Here is a 17,406-nt window from a genome sequence, read left to right on the forward strand (position 1 = left end):
ACTATGGCAGGCATATAAAAAGCTTTACGTAAATTAGCATCTCCTGTTTTTGATATTTTTCCTATTCCATGGACAGAAGTGCCTGATTGTTTTGGCTTTGGGTTAAGACCAACAAACGCAGCTAGTTGTTTTGCAGAATTAAAATTTTCTACAACAAGAAAAGCAAGTATCACTCCTATTGTTTTTTCTCCTATACCAGGGATTGAATCAAGAAGTTTACTTTTATCATGTAAGTCTTTGTGTCCTTTAATATGATTAGAGATAAGTTCTTCTACTTCCTTAATTTGCTTATCCAGAAATTCAATATGAATCATAATGTTAATGGCAACTGCTTTACTTGCTCCGCTCAATCTATTATTTTCTTGATTTTTATTAGCAATCAAACTATCCAAGCGTCTTACCCATTGTTGTAATTCTTTAATATGTATAGGGGTTGGTTGCCAAAGATCAGGTTGCATAGCCTTGCAAAAAGAAGCTATCAATTCACAATCAGATTTGTCAGTTTTAACTCTTGAAAGCTTGCTCATTGCAAAGCCCTTGATGCGAGCTGGATTTACGACACTAACTTTAAATGTATTATCATAAAGATATTGAGCTAACCTAACTTCGTAACCACCTGTTGATTCCATACAAGCGTGAGCAGTATCTATTCCCTTTTTTTCTAACCATTGTTTTAGTGCAGCAAAGCCTTTTGCAGTATTATTAAACTTTTTGGTTTTGATTTTATTATCATTTAATAAAGCTACGTCAAATGTTGCTTTAGAAATATCTATACCCAAAATAATGCTACTCATATTTGACCTTCTATGTTAATAATAAGTAGAATACCCAAAGATCAACCTTGTAAATACAGGTTCATTGATTAATTTCAAGACCTAAGAATACCGTCCGATCTTTAATGAGTATGTGAAGACTAATTGTTTGATCTCAACTACAGGGTTACATAGCCCTAAGATTTAATACGGCATATTAGTCTTCTTACTTAAGTGCCCTTAAGTATCTTATAGTTGTTTACTAAAGACAATACTAAGATACAAGGATTATATGTTATTCGTAATGCTAGCGTACAACATATTGTATCATGCACAATCTTCAGTTAAGGCAAGGAAAGTAAGGGCATGGGATAAAAAAATCAATAGCAATATGTTGTCTCCAAGTGAAGTTTATAGATCTATGCCACAAATTTCCCTTGAAGAAATATTAGAAAAGTCTATATCCAGAGGGATACCAGATCATAGAAATATTAGAAATAATCATCAGGTCAAACCATTTGCACCAGTAATACGCAAAAGTAATAAACAGGGTAAGTTGGAAATTACAATAAAATCAAGTTTTGATGGAAGTAATCAAATTACCAAAACCTCATTTAATAAAAAGCTAGAATTACCCAATATATTAGTGAGTATAAACCAGCAATATTAGACAAAATTGCTACAGTTTTTGATACATTATGTACCCAAATAGAATAAATAAATTTTGTTATTACTAAAAAAGTATAAAAAAATTGGAATACATTTCTCCTTATGGAAAGGATTTTGTCAAAACTGCAGTTTGAAGATAGATTATATTAGATTTGAGCCTAATAAAATAAATTATGAGTTTTGTACAAATATCTTGAAGAACAAAAAAGTCATATATGTCAAAGATAAACATTAAGTTTGAAAATTTTCGTAAAGCTTTTGCGAGTCTTGAGGCCATCTACTTAAAACCAATAACAGATGATCGAGCATATATTGACGCAACAATACAAAGATTTGAATTTACGTTTGCACTTGCTTGGAAATTTTTAAAAGAGTATTTTGCAGGGAAAGGGATAATACTTAACTATCCTAAGGAAGTTCTGAAAGAAGCATTTGCGGTTGGTATTATAAATGATGAAGATTTATGGATTTATATGCTTGCTGATCGTAATATGACCTCGCACACTTATGATGAAAAACTTGCTGATGAGATCTATAAAAGGATAAGAAATTATGTTCCTCTAATAAAAGAGCTACTTAACACTATCGATTCAAGCTTGAAAAATAAAATATGATAAATTATCTAAAATCATTTTTTCTATATGAGATAATAAGAGGTCTGGCTTTGACTTTAAGATATTTCTTCAAAGCTAAAGTCACCATCAATTATCCTTATGAGAAAAGCCCAGTTAGCCCAAGGTTTAAGGGTGAGCATGCTTTACGTCGTTATGAAAATGGTGAAGAGCGTTGTATTGCCTGCAAGCTTTGCGAGGCTATCTGTCCGGCACAGGCAATAGTCATTGAAGCAGATGAGCGGGAAGATGGTAGTAGACGTACCACCCGTTATGATATAGATATGACGAAATGTATTTATTGCGGGCTATGCCAAGAAGCTTGCCCTGTTGATGCGATAGTTGAAGGACCAAATTTCGAGTTTGCAAGCCTAACCCATACAGCTCTTATTTATGATAAAGAAAGATTACTGCAAAACGGTGATCGCTGGGAGCAGGCACTAGCTAACAAGCTCCACAAAGATTATGAGTATAGATAAGTATACTTGTTTAATCTCTCAGGGTTTAATTCCCCGAAGCTCTGCTTCGTGATATACTACTTGAATGGAAGAAAGCAGTTATATACATAAGAGTCATAATGTCACAGTACTAATATATCATTTAGTAACGCCGGCAAAGTATAGAAGAGTAATATTCAATCAAGAACTAGATGATTATTTGTGTAAAATTTGTGAGCACATAGAAGATCGTTATGAAATTAGATTTTTAGAAATAGGAGTAGATAAAGATCACGTACATTTTTTATTACAGTCAATACCAATGTATAGCCCAACAAAAATAACTCAAATCATACAAAGTATTACTTCTAAGAAAATGTTTGAGAAATATCCAAATCTTAAAGAAAAATTATGGGGAAGTGAGTTTTGGAGTAAAGGATATTTTATGAGCACGGTAGGTAAACATGGTGATGCGCAGAAATTACGTAATTATGTACAGAATCGAGGTTCAGGCAAACCTTCTTATAAAGCATTTCAACAAAAACAGTTAAAGCTTTTTGGATAGATAGTCCCTCCGCCAAAACTCTAAAAAATATCACTTGTGTCACTAATTTCCAAAAATAGTGCGATTTTAGAGCAAATTACTCTAATTTTGAGGGCTGATTTTAAATTTTTGTATTAAAAACCACACTATTTCCCAAAATGCATTCATTTTTTTATTGTCATTTTTTTGTATTTCCATAAGCTTTTGATATAAAACCTTTCATTTTCTTATGGATTTTACTATGCATTTTTGCCTTAAAACCCTATTGCCTATAAGGCTTTTAGAGTTTTGGCGGACGGACTATAGTCTATCCGCCAAAAACACTTCAAATCCTGATCATTTGTAATGGGATAGAGTTTTGACAACAAATTGCTAAGATTTTCAATAAAAATTAATAAGTTATGTTAATTTTTACTGATACATTTCTGTGTTGGTCTAATTTTGATATGGAGCTATTGTTAACGATTTTTTATCGTTCATCTAGTTTTTGCATGATGATATTTTTGATTTATGTGGAGTTAGACACGATTTGTAAATGATTTGCAATGCATCGTAAATTCAAACCAATAGCAGAGATTATTGGATTGATAATATCTCCTATCATACCTTTCAAGAAGTTTCTACCCATCCGACCATATTGCTTTAAGTGACCTATTATTGGTTCTATGGCACTGCGTCTCTTGATCATAGACTTGTCCTCTTGTAACAACTTCTTCCGCGTTTTTGGGGTATATACCTTACTCTTCTCCTTTACATTGCTACCACTATACCCAAGATCAACAAATGATTTCTTTATCTTGATTCCAGTGACACTCTCTACTGCTTCAAAGCTCTGATGCAATGTATGACCATCATAAGGATTATTATGAAACGATTTTGCGGATAAAACAAAATTTCTACGACCACTTACTACTACCGCTACTTTATTGCCAAACTCATATGGCTTGTTGCGTTTTCCCTTTCCTATACACTCTACTTCAGGGGCATGAAAACTATATAATACTTTGTTATCTTCTTTATATTGCTTTTTAGCTTCTCTTTTTAAAACAGATTGGTTATGTATTTGTTTTATTTTTTGCAATACTTCTTGATTTTTGAGAGACAAGTTTAATTGCTTATTTTTGATCTCACGCTCACATACTCTAATCAAACGACCCAGTAATATTTTTAAATGCTTCATTATTTTCCAACGCTTCTTGGCTTTACTATGTTCTTTATATTTCCATAGCTTTACTATATCGCGTTTATAGGTTCTAGCGTATGTTTCATTCAAATGTATACCCAAACTGTTGCAAAGCTTTACTATGCTAAGCCTAGCTTTATCCATTAAATAAACATCGTGTGGGTGTTTGATATTCTTAATTTGTACAGTCGTATCAGCGATGATTAATTCCAAATCTTTTTTTTTAATTGTGTTAGTTTTTATCCCAACCCTGATCAACTCCGATAATATCTCATTATATCCAGCTTCACCTAATACACTACGAAACCGTCGTATACTAGTTTCCGAGATAGCTATGTCTTTTTCTATATATTCCCACCCGCAGAAATACTGCCAATACATATTCTCTTTTAGCTCTTCCTCTGATAATGAATCTGAAAAATTATACATTGCTTGTAGCATCGTTATGCCAAGCATCACTCTATGACATTTTCTATTTCTACCAAATTTCTTAATACAAACATTTTTTGATAACCACTCTTCGAGCCTAGACCAATTTATTAATTCTCTTAATTTATATAGCTTATTATTTGGGTTTAATTCTTCTTTTAATTTATAACCAAACAGTTTCCCTTGTTCTTGCGATTTGATAATGTTGTCTATTGGCATTGACTGAAATCCATAAGGTTTATGACCATATTTTATCATTTTCTTACGGATTGTTGTATTACTTCTTGTCTTAAAACCATATTATCTATAAGGCTTGTAGAGTTTTGGCGGACGGACTAGATACCTCGTAGCTCTGCTGCGAGGAGCATCATTTTCTTGGTGCATATTCTAGCTTGTGTTACTTCTTATGCTATCACTAAATCTCGTATAAAACTTGATGCTTTAGCTCCAGAACAACTTCTCTTATCCTAAATTGGCGTTTTAAGAACTTATTGTATTTGTACTTTTTATTTGTGGGTTCCCGCATATGCAGGAATGACATATGAGGCTTAATTATATCAAACTAGCCAAGGATAAATAATCGTTAGGGGTAAGGTTTTCTGCTCGGCAATTATCGCTTATATCTAGCTTAGTTAAAAGTTCAGATATGTTAGGGGCAAGGTTTTTTAGTGATGATTTAATCATTTTTCGGCGTCCTGCAAAAGCCATTCTAGTTATTAATTCAACTTTACTTATTAAATCACTATTGAGAATATTTTCTAAAGGATTCAGTTTAACTATTGCTGAATATACTTTAGGGGGCGGGTAAAAAGCTGTAGGTGCTACATCAAAGCATTTTTCTACTGTTGCAATTAAGCTGCATATTACCGATAACCTGCCATATGCTTTGGTCGAGGGTTTAGCACAAATCCGCTCCACTACTTCTTTTTGTAGCATCAATGTCATGCTAGTAACAAGGCTTGCTTCTTTCAACCCCCTAATTACTAGTTCAGTTCCTATATGATAAGGTAGATTAGAAATGATAGTTATTTTGTTAGTATTTAAATCGCTTAATTTAAGTTTAAGAGCGTCCTGTTTGATTATATTTAGATTAGGGTGATATTGCTTAATCTCATTAAGTAAAGGGATGCATCTTTCATCTGTTTCAATAACTGTTAAAAGTTTTGGATTTTTATGTAATATCGATCTAGTAAGTCCGCCTGTACCAGGACCTATTTCTAGAACATTACTATTTTCTTCAAGTCCACTAGCTCGCACGATCTTATCACATAAGCTACTATCAAAAATGAAGTTCTGACCATGCTTTTTGAGAGGATGGATTTGATGACTTGCTGCATGTTTAGCAATTGATGGAAGCATATTTAAGTTATAGTTAGTTTTTTATAGGCATTGTTGTGTGGATCGAAAAACACGCATGGTGTCATCCCGTGGCTTGTCCACGGGATGACAAATGGTGGCTTGAGTCACGCTTTGCCATCAGGTAACAATTATGGATTTTTAAAATTAGCAATTACCGGTATATGATCGGAGGGTTTTTCCTTAGTTCTTAAATTATAATCCATATAGCAATTTTCCAGATAGTCAATGCTATTATTGCTACCAAGGATCATATCTATTCTCATACCTTTATTCTGTTCAAAACATCCAGCTCTATAGTCCCACCATGAAAATTCTTGTTTTTTGGGATACAAAAACCTATAGCAATCTTCAAATCCAGAATTTAAAATAGTTCGCATTTTCTTTTGTTCAATTTCCGTAAAGCAGGTAGTATTTGCAAGGGCTGTAGGTGAATATACATCAATATCAAAAGGTGCAATATTAAAATCACCCCCTATAATGGTTTTTTCATCAAAAGATTTTTTGCTTGATAGATAATTAAAAAAACTATCATAAAATGCTAGTTTTGCCGTAAATTTATCACTACCCACCATTGAACCGTTAGGAGCATATAAAGAAATAATATTACAAAATCCGATAGGTAATGATATTTTTGCTTCTATAAATCTTGCTTGATCAGAACAGTGATTATTTGGAAAATCCTTAACTATTTCATCGGCAGGAAATTTTGAAAGAATAGCAACACCATTATACGATTTCTGCCCATGAACATAAAAATTATAAGGTAGATCAGATAACTCCTCGAAAGGGAATTTATCACTCTCGCATTTTAATTCTTGTAATAATAAAATATCAGGATTTTCATTTGCTAAAAAATCACGCAATATATTAATTCGCATTTTTATGGAATTAATATTCCAAGTAGCAATCTTCATTAACCCTCTCGTGCAGAACCTAGTTTTCTTTATAAAATAAGTTATGTAAGAAGTCTATTTTATTTTTCTGCACCACTTTCTGCTTCGTTAGTTGTTACTCCCTTATTGCGGAATCGCCACTCACGAAAACCAAAATGATAAAGTAAAAGATGAGTAACAAAGGCACTGATAATTATTATAATCATAGAATATTTTATCGTATCGTAATTTGGATTAGCACCATACATATCTAACAATATACTAAAGACTAAAGCCCATATTAGTGTTATTTCAATACTAAGACCTTTTGGTACTCTTTTTACAGAATTTTCTCCAAGAATAAAATCTCTAATTATAATTCCGCCGTTAGAAGTAAGAAATGCAAATAGTGGACCCCAAAAATTTAGAGGTTCAATTTTTTTAATAATAACCATTGCAACACCGATAATTATAAAAGCTGCTTGCCCGAATGCATCACAAACTGCGATTGTATTGTTTAAAGAATTTTCTAAATAACTATCTTCGGTAATTTGTTTATTATAATAACTAAATAATTTAACAGCGATAAAGCTAAGCAGTACTACTGTAAATATATAATAAAAGTAAGATGGGGTGAAATATAGATTCAAATGTCCTGTATCGTGATTTATTATTAAATCAAGCATTATACAGCTGCTAACAGATGGCAATATTGCCAATAAAAATGTACCGAATAAGGTGCTATTATTTTTTATACCTAGAATAATTCCAGAAAAAGCAAAAGCAAGGCTACCAAGTAATCCTATTATATGACACCAATGTGAGTCGATAGATTTCGGGAGCAAAATATGATAAATGTAAGTTTTAACAATTTTTTTATATTCGCTACTTGCAAGAAAATCATCTATAGCAAAATTAAATTGTTCAACTACATTTAAAGATACGGTTTTTTTACTGAACATCAAATGTAACGGGGTTTTAATATTTAAAGGAACTTCTACTATTTTTCTATCTGTAGGTTTGCTTAAAATATTCACTGAACCGACTATTTTATCGCTAATAAAACCATCAATCTCTTTTTTTACCATCCCATTTATTAATTCTACATTATTTTGATATATTTTAATTATATCTTGGTTTTTATCGTCAAATAAAAAATCTGTGAATTTTTGTTCTCCATATATCGTACCTTTTACTATTCCAATCTGAAGATTAAATAAGCGTATTTGTGCCATTAATTCATCACTATTTTGAAAACTTAGTTTTTTAGCTAATTGTTTGATAATAAATAAAGAGAATTCTTCCATGCGATATGGCTTTGAAAAATAAGCGTAATTATTTCTCTCATCAGTATAAGTAGCACCTGCAGTCATGTCAGCAGCACCGCTTTGAATATCTAACTGATCTTGATACCAATTATCTTGGTGATACTCGATATTAATACCTATTTTTGCAGCAAGAGCATTAATTAATCTCTCAGGGTTTAATTCCCCGAAGCTCTGCTTCGTGATATCATAAGAAACAACTAAAACTTTTTTAGATACCTCGTAGCTCTGCTGCGAGGAGCATCATTTCAATATCCATACCAGAAACATTAGCACTACCATTTGAAGTAACCATCCAATATTGATAAGGTTCATTTATATACCAAGCAGTGGTTAAAGTTTTTTTATCAGGTAAGTTTTCGCATTCTAAAGCTGCTTCTTGTTTAGATATTGAATTGCTTAAGGAATAAAAACTTTTTAAAATAATTAGTATAAAAATAAAAAGTTTGAAAATTTTCATTTCTTCACACACCTTAAAATAAAATTAATCACGAACTGCTTTAATATTCCCATCAAAAAATTGTATATTTAACACTTTTTCAGTAGTAGTTTTAGAAGATACAAAATGACCTGATTCCCCTTTAACTATAGCAAAGCCACGTTTTAGTACATTATGATAGTCTAAGCTTAATAGTAACAGACTATTTAATTCTAATTTATACTCAAAATTTTTCAAAGTATTATTTGCCGATTTTATGATATAAGCGGCTTTATGTGTTAATTCGAGTGTCTTATAAGTAATGATTTTATGAGGATGGATTCTTTCTTTTGAAAATGATTTAAGCTTTGTTTCTTTTAGACTAATTAGGCATGGTAAGGAGTCTAATAGGTTAAAGCCCGTTTCATCGAGTAATTGTTGTTTATGATTCATATAATGGGCAAGACACCTATTTATTTTATCATAATTTGTAATAGCTTGTTCATGATTTTTAACTAACTGCTTGGTATTAGTTACTAATACTTTTTCATAAGATTGCAGGGTGCTATTTAAAATAGACCGCACAGGTACAGCAAATTCAGCGGCAGCAGTTGGAGTAGGGGCTCTTTTATCGGCTGCTAAATCTATTAAAGTATAATCCACCTCATGACCTACAGCTGAGATAATAGGGATTCTTGAGTTGTAAGTAGCACGCACTAGTACTTCATCATTAAACGACCAAAGGTCTTCGATAGAACCACCGCCTCTTGCAACTATTATAACGTCCAGCTTATTTGCTTCTTCTAGCTTGTTAAAACCATCTATGGCTTCAGCAATCTCATTACCAGAATTCTCACCTTGTACACTAACGGGCCATATTATTACATGAGTTGGAAAACGTTCACGGATTCGGTGAATAATATCTTGTATAACAGCACCAGTGATTGAAGTTATAACGCCTATTTTATTAGGTAAAAATGGTATAGGTTTACGTATTTTGTTAAATAATCCCTCTTTTTCTAAACGTGCTTTACGTTCGTTTAGAATTTGTATCATAGCTCCGAGCCCTGCGGGCTGTAAATTCTCGACTGATAGCTGATAACGTGAATTCCCCGCATAACTCGAAAGCTTGCCGCTAATTACTACTTCCATCCCGTCATTTAACGGAAACTTGATTTTAGCAAGAATAGGACGCCAGCAAGTACAAGCTAAAATTGCAGTGTTTTCTTTTAAGTTAAAATAAGCATGTCCTGAACTAGCTATTTTTAAGCCAGAAATCTCGCCTTTTACTTTAATATAACCGACATTATTTTCTAATAATTCTTTAATTTTGTTAGAAATTTCACTAACGGAAAATTCTTTAGTAGTTTGACTGGAAGTAAAATTATCTAGCATTTTATTAATATTTGGTTTTTGGCTAGGGGTAGGTGCTATCCGTCATTGCGAGAAGAAACTGCAAGTTTCGACGAAGCAATCTCGGGAGGTTTATAAAAGATTGCAGCAAAGCTTCGCTCCCCGCAGTGACGTTTATCATCCCAAGAATAACCCTCCAATACTCAAAAGAGCAAGCAAAATTTTTATTATTTGCTATATTAATAATAGCTTGCTATTATTTCCTACTATTTAAATATTTGGTTAATGATAAATGCTACGGGTAATATTTCTATTTATTATCGTAATATCTCCTTTGTTTAGTTTCGCAAATAGCTTGACAAAAAGCAGCGGCGTTAAAATTAATAATTTAATTGCTGATTTTGTAGAATATAATGAAAATGAGGGTTTAATATATGCTAAAGGTAATTTAAAAATTCTTACGGATGAGCATTTACTAACAGCAGATAATTTACTTTATGACGTAAATAATGATATTTTATGGGTAGAAGGTAATGTAAGAGTTAAAGATAAAGACAATAGAATTACATTAGGTGATAAGGCAATCTTAAAAAATGAATTTAAACAAGGTGTAGTGTCTAAATTTATTATGCTTTTTAATAACAACAGCCTTTTAGTTGCTAAGCTCGCTGAAAGAATAGATGAAAATAATATACGGCTTCATTATGCTAAGTTTACTCCCTGCGAAGTTACTTGTAGTGGAAATCCCCTCTGGCAAATTTCTGCTAAAAATACTGATATTCATTCTGCAGAGCATAAAATAGTTTATAAGAATGTATTTTTCGAGGTATATGGTATACCAGTTTTTTACTTACCATATTTTTTCCATCCAACTCCGTCAGCTCCTGCTTCCTCAGGGCTACTAGTGCCTGATGTGAAGAATGGAAGATTTGGAGTGCCTCTATATTTGCGTGCAAAACCTAATATGGATTTTACATTAACTCCAAGAGTTTTTAATAAAGACCCAATTTTTGAGCTAGAAGGGCGTTATAGACCAAATAATACCGATAATATAAGTTTTGATGGTAGTTATGGTAGACTACCTTATCTTCTAGAAAAAAATGGAGATAAAATAAAGGATAAAAAAATCTCTGCCTATCATTATATTGTAAATGGTAATTTTTATAGTAGTGATAAAGTTTATAATTATGGTTTTAAAGCAGAGCGTACGTCTGATAAAGCTTATTTAAAAAATTATTATAATAACTATGCTTCATACCTAACTTCTAGGGTATTTTTAAATAAAATTCATAAGGCGGATTATTTTCAGATAGAAGCTTTAACTTCGCAAGGGTTAGGTAGTAATGATAGCAGATCTAACTATCCACTAGTATTACCAAAAATCACTACAAAAAATGTAATAAGTCTAAATGATGACGAAAGTAGGCATATCGTTATCGAAAATAACACTTTAATGTATAAAGAAAGGATAGGAAAGCAGCTTACTAGAACTTCTCTACAATTATCCTATATTCATAATCTTATAACTTCTTCGGGACAAATTTTTGAGTTTGTTGCTCGGGATAGAGGAGATTTTTATATAGCAAAACAGGCTTATTTTGAGAGAACAAGATCAGCTAAATCGCTTCAACGTAATATACCGGAATTTCACACTTTATGGCGTTATCCATTCACAGGTGCTATAACAAAAACAATAAATGTACTTATTGAGCCGATAGTTTCTTTTACTATAGGGCGTAAATTATCCAGTAAAGATATGAAGTTTGTTATAATTGATCCTATGAAATATGAGCTATCAGGAAAAAACCTCTTCTTATCTAATCGTTATAGCGGTATTGATTGCCATGATTTTGGTAATAGATTAAATTATGGTGTGAACACTAGCTTTGCTAAAGAAGAAAATTATCTGAGATTATTTTTAGGACAGTCTCTTAATACTAGATATAGTGTATATCAAAAAGCAAGTGATACTGAAAATGTTGGTAAAATCTCAGGAAATATTTCTAATAATCTAGACTTATTTTATGATTTCCGAAAAAATAGATATTTTAAGCCTATACGTGATGAGGTAGGAGCTAATTTATATTATGGTAGAATCAGTTTAACCGGGAGTCTTATTCAGCTTACAAATCTTAAAAAGTATTATAGAGCAGAAGAGATGCAGCTTTCAAGTAATCGAGCAAGACAATTTTACGGAAATGTCAATTACCAATTGACAGATAATTGGTCTGTTGGAATTGGTGGACGTATTGATCTTTCAAAAGGCTCAGCAGATTTATTGACTAGAACTATTAGAGTGACATACGCTAAAGATTGTGTTAGAATCGCAGCTAAGATTTATTCTGATTATTTATCCGATGAAAGTAGAGGAATTAAAAAAACTAAATCCTCGCTTACTATTTCTGTGGGTTTAAGAGTCCTGAATATGTAGTATACTCGTTTTATTTGAAAAATTGGCGATAAAGTCTTTTGCTGATAATCCTCACGTACTAATATGTACGCTCCGGTTATCAGCTGGGGGACGCCTTGCTCTTTTCCAAATAAAACTTCGTCTACTAAATTGTATTAATATTACATAATATTACAGAGTTAAATATGAAAAAATTATTACTAATAATTACTGTTTTTTTTACATGTAGTGCGGTTGCTGAAACATCAAATATAGTGGCACTTGTAAATAATGAACCGATTACTCTTAATGAGTTTCGTGCCAGAAAAAAAATGATCATGGCATTAAATGATGTTGAGGAGGTAACACCTGCTCAGAATAAGCAGTTAAGTGATATAGCTATAAAAAGCTTGATTGATGAATCTTTACTTTTCCAATATTATGGTGATAAAGAAATTTCACAAGAAGAAATAGATAACGCTATCAACTCTATTGAAGATCGTAATAAAATGCCTCATGGCTCTCTTCTTCAATACTTAAAAAGTAGATCGGTTAATCCTGATAGCTTTATTTCCCAAATTAAGTCTGAACTAATTAAGATGAATGTTCTATCAGGTTTATCACGGTCAGTACAAGTAAGTAATAAAGAAATAGATGTAGCAATTTTATCTAGCGATCAAAAAGAAGTGGAAGTGTCAATGCAGATTTTTACTTCTAAAGATAAGAGTGATAAAACTTTTGCACAGATGAATAATTTAAAAAGTAAGTTAAAGAACTGTTCAGATGTTAAGAAATCTCTTTATGAGAATTTCGCAACAATGACAGTAATTACTGATAAGCTTAGTAAAATAGAAGAAGCCAAGCAAACTATAGTAAAAGACTTGAACCCTAATCAAACAAGTAATGTTTTTGAAAAATATAATGAGTTTGAGATAGTGCAGGTATGTACTAAAAAAATCTTAAACATTAGCGAAGACGAAAATAATTATGTGGTAAATTTTCTAACAAATAAAAAGATTTCTCAAAAAGCTCAGAAGTTTTTCGAAGATATGCATAAGAAAGCATATATAAAAATAATGTTACCTGTATTAGTTGACATTTGATCTTACATTTAATGATGCTCCTCGCAGCAGAGCTACGAGGTATCTAAAAAAGTTTTAGTTGTTTCTTATGATATCACGAAGCAGAGCTTCGGGGAATTAAACCCTGAGAGATTAAAAAAAGTGGCGAGTGTATCAATCTATAATTTGTATTATATATCAAATAATTTACTTTAAATTGTAGAAATATCGCTTTTAAGCTGATAAAAGCACTAAATATTTAACTTTAAATATAAATTTTTACTTTAGTCAGAAAAATTAGAATTTTTGTCAAAACTTCAGTTCGTCTGCTTTTCATATTTGTATTGTATAAACATAATGACTAAAAAAATTATTGCCTTAGTAGGGCGTCCAAATGTTGGTAAATCAACGTTGTTTAATCGCTTAAGTACACGTAAAAAAGCTATTGTTCATGATCTACCCGGTGTTACTAGAGATAGGAAATATACGGATGGCAGAATTGGCTCGTTTGAGTTTTCGCTTATTGATACGCCAGGGCTTGAAGAAAATCCTGATAGCTTTGGTAAAAGGCTAATGGAGCAGACTACTAAAGCGATAAATGAAGCAGATTTGATTTGCTTTATGGTAGATAGTAGAAGCGGAATATTACCTGACGATAAATTACTTAGCGATTTTGTTAGAAAATATAATAAGCCGGCGGTCTTGGTAATTAACAAATGCGAAAAGGCTTTTGATTTCGATAAGGAATATTACAAGCTCGGGTTTGATAGTATGGTTGCTATCTCTGCCGAGCATGGCACAGGAATGATTGATTTATATGATGAAATTATTGCCAAACTGCCCGAAGAAAATTCAGAAGAAGCAGAAATACATGACCCAATTAGAGGGGATTGTCTGCAAATAGTTGTAAGCGGTAGACCTAATGCTGGTAAATCTACTTTCATAAATGCTTTAATTAACGATGAAAGATTACTAACCGGACCGGAAGCAGGAATTACTCGTGAATCGATTGAAATTGATTGGCAATATAAAGGTAATCATATCAAACTGATTGATACGGCAGGGCTTCGTAAAAAAGCCACTATTACAGAATCTTTAGAAAAATTATCAGCATCAGATGCTATTAATAGCATCAAATTTGCTAATACTGTAATTGTAATGATTGATGCTTTATCGCCTTTGAAACAGCAGGATTTAAACATTGCAAGCCATGTAGCAAATGAAGGGCGAAGCATCGTTATAGTAGTCAATAAATGGGATCTAATTAAAGAATCAGAGAAAGAAGCATTTAAAGAAGAGTTTTATTATCAGATAAATAATCACCTGCCGCAGATTAAAAGTGTTCCTGCCTTATTTATCTCAGCAAAAAATAAACAAAATATAGCCGATGTATTGGATAGCTGTATTAAGATTTATAAAACTTGGAATAAAAAAATAACTACCAGCAAATTAAATGAGTGGCTTAATTTTACTACTGAAGCACATCCGTTGCCTCTGCAGAAAGGAGGTAAGCGAGTGCGTGTAAAATATATGACTCAAACAAAAACTAGACCACCTACATTCAAACTATTCTCCAATAATCCAGACAAAATTACCGATAGCTACACAAGATATTTGGTGAATAATATGCGTGAAGCTTTCGATATGCCAGGCGTTCCTATTAGATTCATCTACGTAAAAACCAAGAATCCTTATACTCGGTGAATTTCAAAAATTGGCGACAATGCCTTTGTAACGCCAATTTAGGATAAGAGAAGTTGTTCTGGAGCTAAAGCATCAAGTTTTATACGAGATTTAGTGATATAGCTTAATGCGATAAGGTAGTGACTTATAGTATGAGTTGGATTATACTAAATGAAAAACTTATGGCAAAGGCATATTCATACGATTTAAGAATACGAGTAATAAAAAGTTTAACAGATGGTAAAACAATAAAAGAGACTGCAGAGATATACTCTATTAGTAGGAAGACTATAATAGAGTGGAAAAAATTAAAGAAACAAACTGGCGATGTCAAAGCAAAAAGTGGTTATCATACAGGACATCGTAGAATAATAAGAGACATAGAGGGATTTAAAAAATTTATAGAACTTAATTTTGATAAAACCACCATGGAGCTAGCTAAGAACTGGAGTCAAAAAGTATCTGCAAGTACTATATCAAGATTGCTTAGTTAATCACCCTGCATTGTAAATGCAGGGCTTAAGATTACGGCATAAATGCCTTAGCTATAGCTAGTTTTCAGGCTCTGTCTCATCAATTGTGTAAATTTCGTGAACCATTAAATTCTACCATCAAATTTGATCATAAAATGAGCCATAGCTTCATTCCAATTGGGGATAGGCATAGACCATTTTTTGGTAATATAATCAATTGTCAGATATAAAACCTTAAATACTGCGTCATCATTTGGAAAGATGCGTTTATTCTTAGTAACTTTTCTCAATTGGCTATTCAGCGATTCTATCGCATTTGTAGTGTAAATAATCTTACGAATCTCCTTTGGATATTGCAAGAAAATTATCAAATTATCCCAATTATTATACCAAGATTTAGCTATATGCGGATATTGCTTACTCCATTTTTGATCAAATGACTCAAGAGCTAATTCTGCTTCTTTTTCAGTAGCAGAAGTATAGATTAGTTTCAAATCCGCTGCTAATTGCTTTCTATCTTTATATGATACATATTTGAGGCTATTCCTGATCTGATGGACAATACAAATTTGATGTTCAGTTTTCGGATATACTGATGCAATAGCATCAGACATACCAGTTAGATTATCACTACAAGCAATTAAGATATCTTTTACTCCTCGATTCTTCATTTCAGTAAAATTACCAAGCCAAAATTTAGCTCCTTCATGCTCACTTATCCATAAGCCTAAAATATCCTTTCTGCCAGATAAATCTATTCCTAAAGCTACGAGTCTTTTGCAATGATTGTGTAAATTTTTGTTGAGCCTATATTAGAAGTAATTAAAAATATAGGAAAGTTCTATAATTAATTAAGCCAGATATAATCAATTTTTAATCTCTCAGGGTTTAATTCCCCGAAGCTCTGCTTCGTGATATCATAAGAAACAACTAAAACTTTTTTAGATACCTCGTAGCTCTGCTGCGAGGAGCATCATTTAAATATAGATATATCATGGCTCATTTAACGATAGATGAAAGATTTAAAATATACGAAATGAATAAGAGTGGTTATAGCTCGCGATATATAGGGACAAAGATTGGCCGTGATAAAAGCACTATATGTTATGAACTCAAGAGAATGAGGCATAATTATAGACCAGATAGGGCTAACACACTTGCTTGCAGTTTAAGGCAAGGTAAGAGAAAAAGAAAATTAGATATTGATAATAATTTACGAGCAGAAATAATAAAGCAGTTAACACAGGGTATTTCACCAGATATAATTTCAGGTAGACGTAAACTATCACGAGATACTGTCAATATTTCTACAGAGAGTATATACCAGTTTATTTATACATCTCCTATAGCACAAAGGCAAAAATTATATTTATCTTTAGCAAGAAAAAGGAAAAATAGGTTGCATCATGGTACAAGAATCAGAAACAAAAGAATTACAATACCAAATCGAGTTTCCATTACTGAAAGACCAGAGATAAATAGAAAGATAGCAGCAATAGGTCATTTAGAAGGTGATTTAACTTTTAACAAAGGTAATCAAAGTCGTAATATAGGCGCTCTTGTGGAATCAGAACACAAAAAGTGTTTCTCACTTTAAACCGTTCAAAAAGAACACAAGATGTGATTGGTAACATGAATAAAAAACTTAAACAATTGTCGCATATAATCAAAAGCATAACGTTAGATAATGGCAAAGAATTTACCAATCATGAACAACTATTGCCAAAATCTGAACGAAAAGTATATTTTTGCAATCCTTATTCTCCATGGCAAAAACCATTGATAGAGAAGATTAACTCAATGGTGCACAGAGTATACTCTAAATCTTTGGCTCTGTCTCATCAATTG

General features: G+C 32.1%; 15 protein-coding genes and 2 pseudogenes. 9 read left to right on the top strand and 8 right to left on the bottom strand.

Annotated features, from left to right (window positions below; all coding sequences use genetic code 11):
* On the bottom strand, positions 1–794 hold a 794-nt coding region (locus AAHI98_RS03070; protein ID WP_342225020.1), incomplete at its 3' end, for a transposase.
* Between the two features lie 280 nt (positions 795–1,074).
* Here AAHI98_RS03070 and AAHI98_RS03075 point away from each other — a divergent pair.
* The 4 genes from AAHI98_RS03075 to tnpA all read left to right on the top strand — a co-directional run bounded on the left by AAHI98_RS03075 (position 1,075) and on the right by tnpA (position 3,034).
* On the top strand, positions 1,075–1,422 hold the full coding sequence (locus AAHI98_RS03075; RefSeq protein WP_342225021.1) for a hypothetical protein: 348 nt from the start codon (positions 1,075–1,077) through the stop codon (positions 1,420–1,422).
* A 214-nt stretch (positions 1,423–1,636) separates the two neighbouring features.
* Positions 1,637–2,035 carry an HI0074 family nucleotidyltransferase substrate-binding subunit gene (locus AAHI98_RS03080; protein WP_342225022.1) on the top strand — a complete coding sequence of 133 codons (399 nt, stop codon included), beginning with the start codon at positions 1,637–1,639 and terminating at the stop codon, positions 2,033–2,035.
* Positions 2,032–2,511, top strand: a complete 480-nt coding sequence (gene nuoI, locus AAHI98_RS03085; RefSeq protein WP_342225023.1) for an NADH-quinone oxidoreductase subunit NuoI — start codon at positions 2,032–2,034, stop codon at positions 2,509–2,511. The genes AAHI98_RS03080 and nuoI overlap by 4 nt, the downstream gene beginning before the upstream one ends.
* Before the next feature lie 64 nt (positions 2,512–2,575).
* The gene (gene tnpA / locus AAHI98_RS03090; protein WP_342225024.1) at positions 2,576–3,034 is read left to right on the top strand and encodes an IS200/IS605 family transposase; all 459 of its coding nucleotides are present in this window, start codon (positions 2,576–2,578) and stop codon (positions 3,032–3,034) included.
* Positions 3,035–3,521: 487 nt separating this feature from the next.
* On the opposite strand, the gene AAHI98_RS03095 is transcribed toward tnpA, so the two are convergent.
* From AAHI98_RS03095 to xseA, 6 genes are all read right to left on the bottom strand, one after another.
* Entirely contained in the window at positions 3,522–4,883 is a 1,362-nt protein-coding gene (locus tag AAHI98_RS03095) for an IS5 family transposase (protein WP_342224717.1), read from the bottom strand.
* A 294-nt stretch (positions 4,884–5,177) separates the two neighbouring features.
* Positions 5,178–5,984, bottom strand: coding sequence for a 16S rRNA (adenine(1518)-N(6)/adenine(1519)-N(6))-dimethyltransferase RsmA (gene rsmA / locus AAHI98_RS03100; protein WP_342225025.1), 807 nt, complete (start codon positions 5,982–5,984; stop codon positions 5,178–5,180).
* Positions 5,985–6,112: 128 nt separating this feature from the next.
* Entirely contained in the window at positions 6,113–6,898 is a 786-nt protein-coding gene (xth, locus tag AAHI98_RS03105) for an exodeoxyribonuclease III (RefSeq protein WP_342225026.1), read from the bottom strand.
* Between the two features lie 59 nt (positions 6,899–6,957).
* Entirely contained in the window at positions 6,958–8,367 is a 1,410-nt protein-coding gene (locus AAHI98_RS03110) for a transporter substrate-binding domain-containing protein (protein WP_342225358.1), read from the bottom strand.
* Between the two features lie 25 nt (positions 8,368–8,392).
* Positions 8,393–8,641, bottom strand: coding sequence for a hypothetical protein (locus AAHI98_RS03115; RefSeq protein WP_342225027.1), 249 nt, complete (start codon positions 8,639–8,641; stop codon positions 8,393–8,395).
* A gap of 24 nt (positions 8,642–8,665) precedes the next feature.
* Positions 8,666–9,994 carry an exodeoxyribonuclease VII large subunit gene (gene xseA, locus AAHI98_RS03120; RefSeq protein ID WP_342225028.1) on the bottom strand — a complete coding sequence of 443 codons (1,329 nt, stop codon included), beginning with the start codon at positions 9,992–9,994 and terminating at the stop codon, positions 8,666–8,668.
* 250 nt (positions 9,995–10,244) lie between these two features.
* On the opposite strand from xseA, the gene AAHI98_RS03125 reads away from it, so the two are divergent.
* The 4 genes from AAHI98_RS03125 (at position 10,245) to AAHI98_RS03140 (ending at position 15,579) form a co-directional block, all read left to right on the top strand.
* Entirely contained in the window at positions 10,245–12,383 is a 2,139-nt protein-coding gene (locus AAHI98_RS03125; RefSeq protein ID WP_342225029.1) for an LPS-assembly protein LptD, read from the top strand.
* A 164-nt stretch (positions 12,384–12,547) separates the two neighbouring features.
* Entirely contained in the window at positions 12,548–13,444 is an 897-nt protein-coding gene (locus AAHI98_RS03130; RefSeq protein ID WP_342225030.1) for a SurA N-terminal domain-containing protein, read from the top strand.
* A 315-nt stretch (positions 13,445–13,759) separates the two neighbouring features.
* A complete protein-coding gene (gene der / locus AAHI98_RS03135) occupies positions 13,760–15,106 on the top strand; it encodes a ribosome biogenesis GTPase Der (RefSeq protein ID WP_342225031.1) in 1,347 nt (448 codons plus the stop codon).
* Positions 15,107–15,237: 131 nt separating this feature from the next.
* A complete protein-coding gene (locus tag AAHI98_RS03140; RefSeq protein WP_342225032.1) occupies positions 15,238–15,579 on the top strand; it encodes an IS630 transposase-related protein in 342 nt (113 codons plus the stop codon).
* Between the two features lie 104 nt (positions 15,580–15,683).
* On the opposite strand, the pseudogene AAHI98_RS03145 reads toward AAHI98_RS03140, so the two are convergent.
* Positions 15,684–16,328, bottom strand: a pseudogene (locus AAHI98_RS03145) (IS256 family transposase); the annotation flags it as partial.
* A 224-nt stretch (positions 16,329–16,552) separates the two neighbouring features.
* Here AAHI98_RS03145 and AAHI98_RS03150 point away from each other — a divergent pair.
* Positions 16,553–17,388: pseudogene (locus AAHI98_RS03150) on the top strand (IS30 family transposase); the annotation flags it as partial.
* Positions 17,389–17,406 lie beyond the last annotated feature (18 nt).

It is taken from the genome of Rickettsia endosymbiont of Urophora cardui (assembly GCF_964030725.1).
In the GTDB taxonomy this organism is placed as follows: Bacteria; Pseudomonadota; Alphaproteobacteria; order Rickettsiales; family Rickettsiaceae; genus Rickettsia.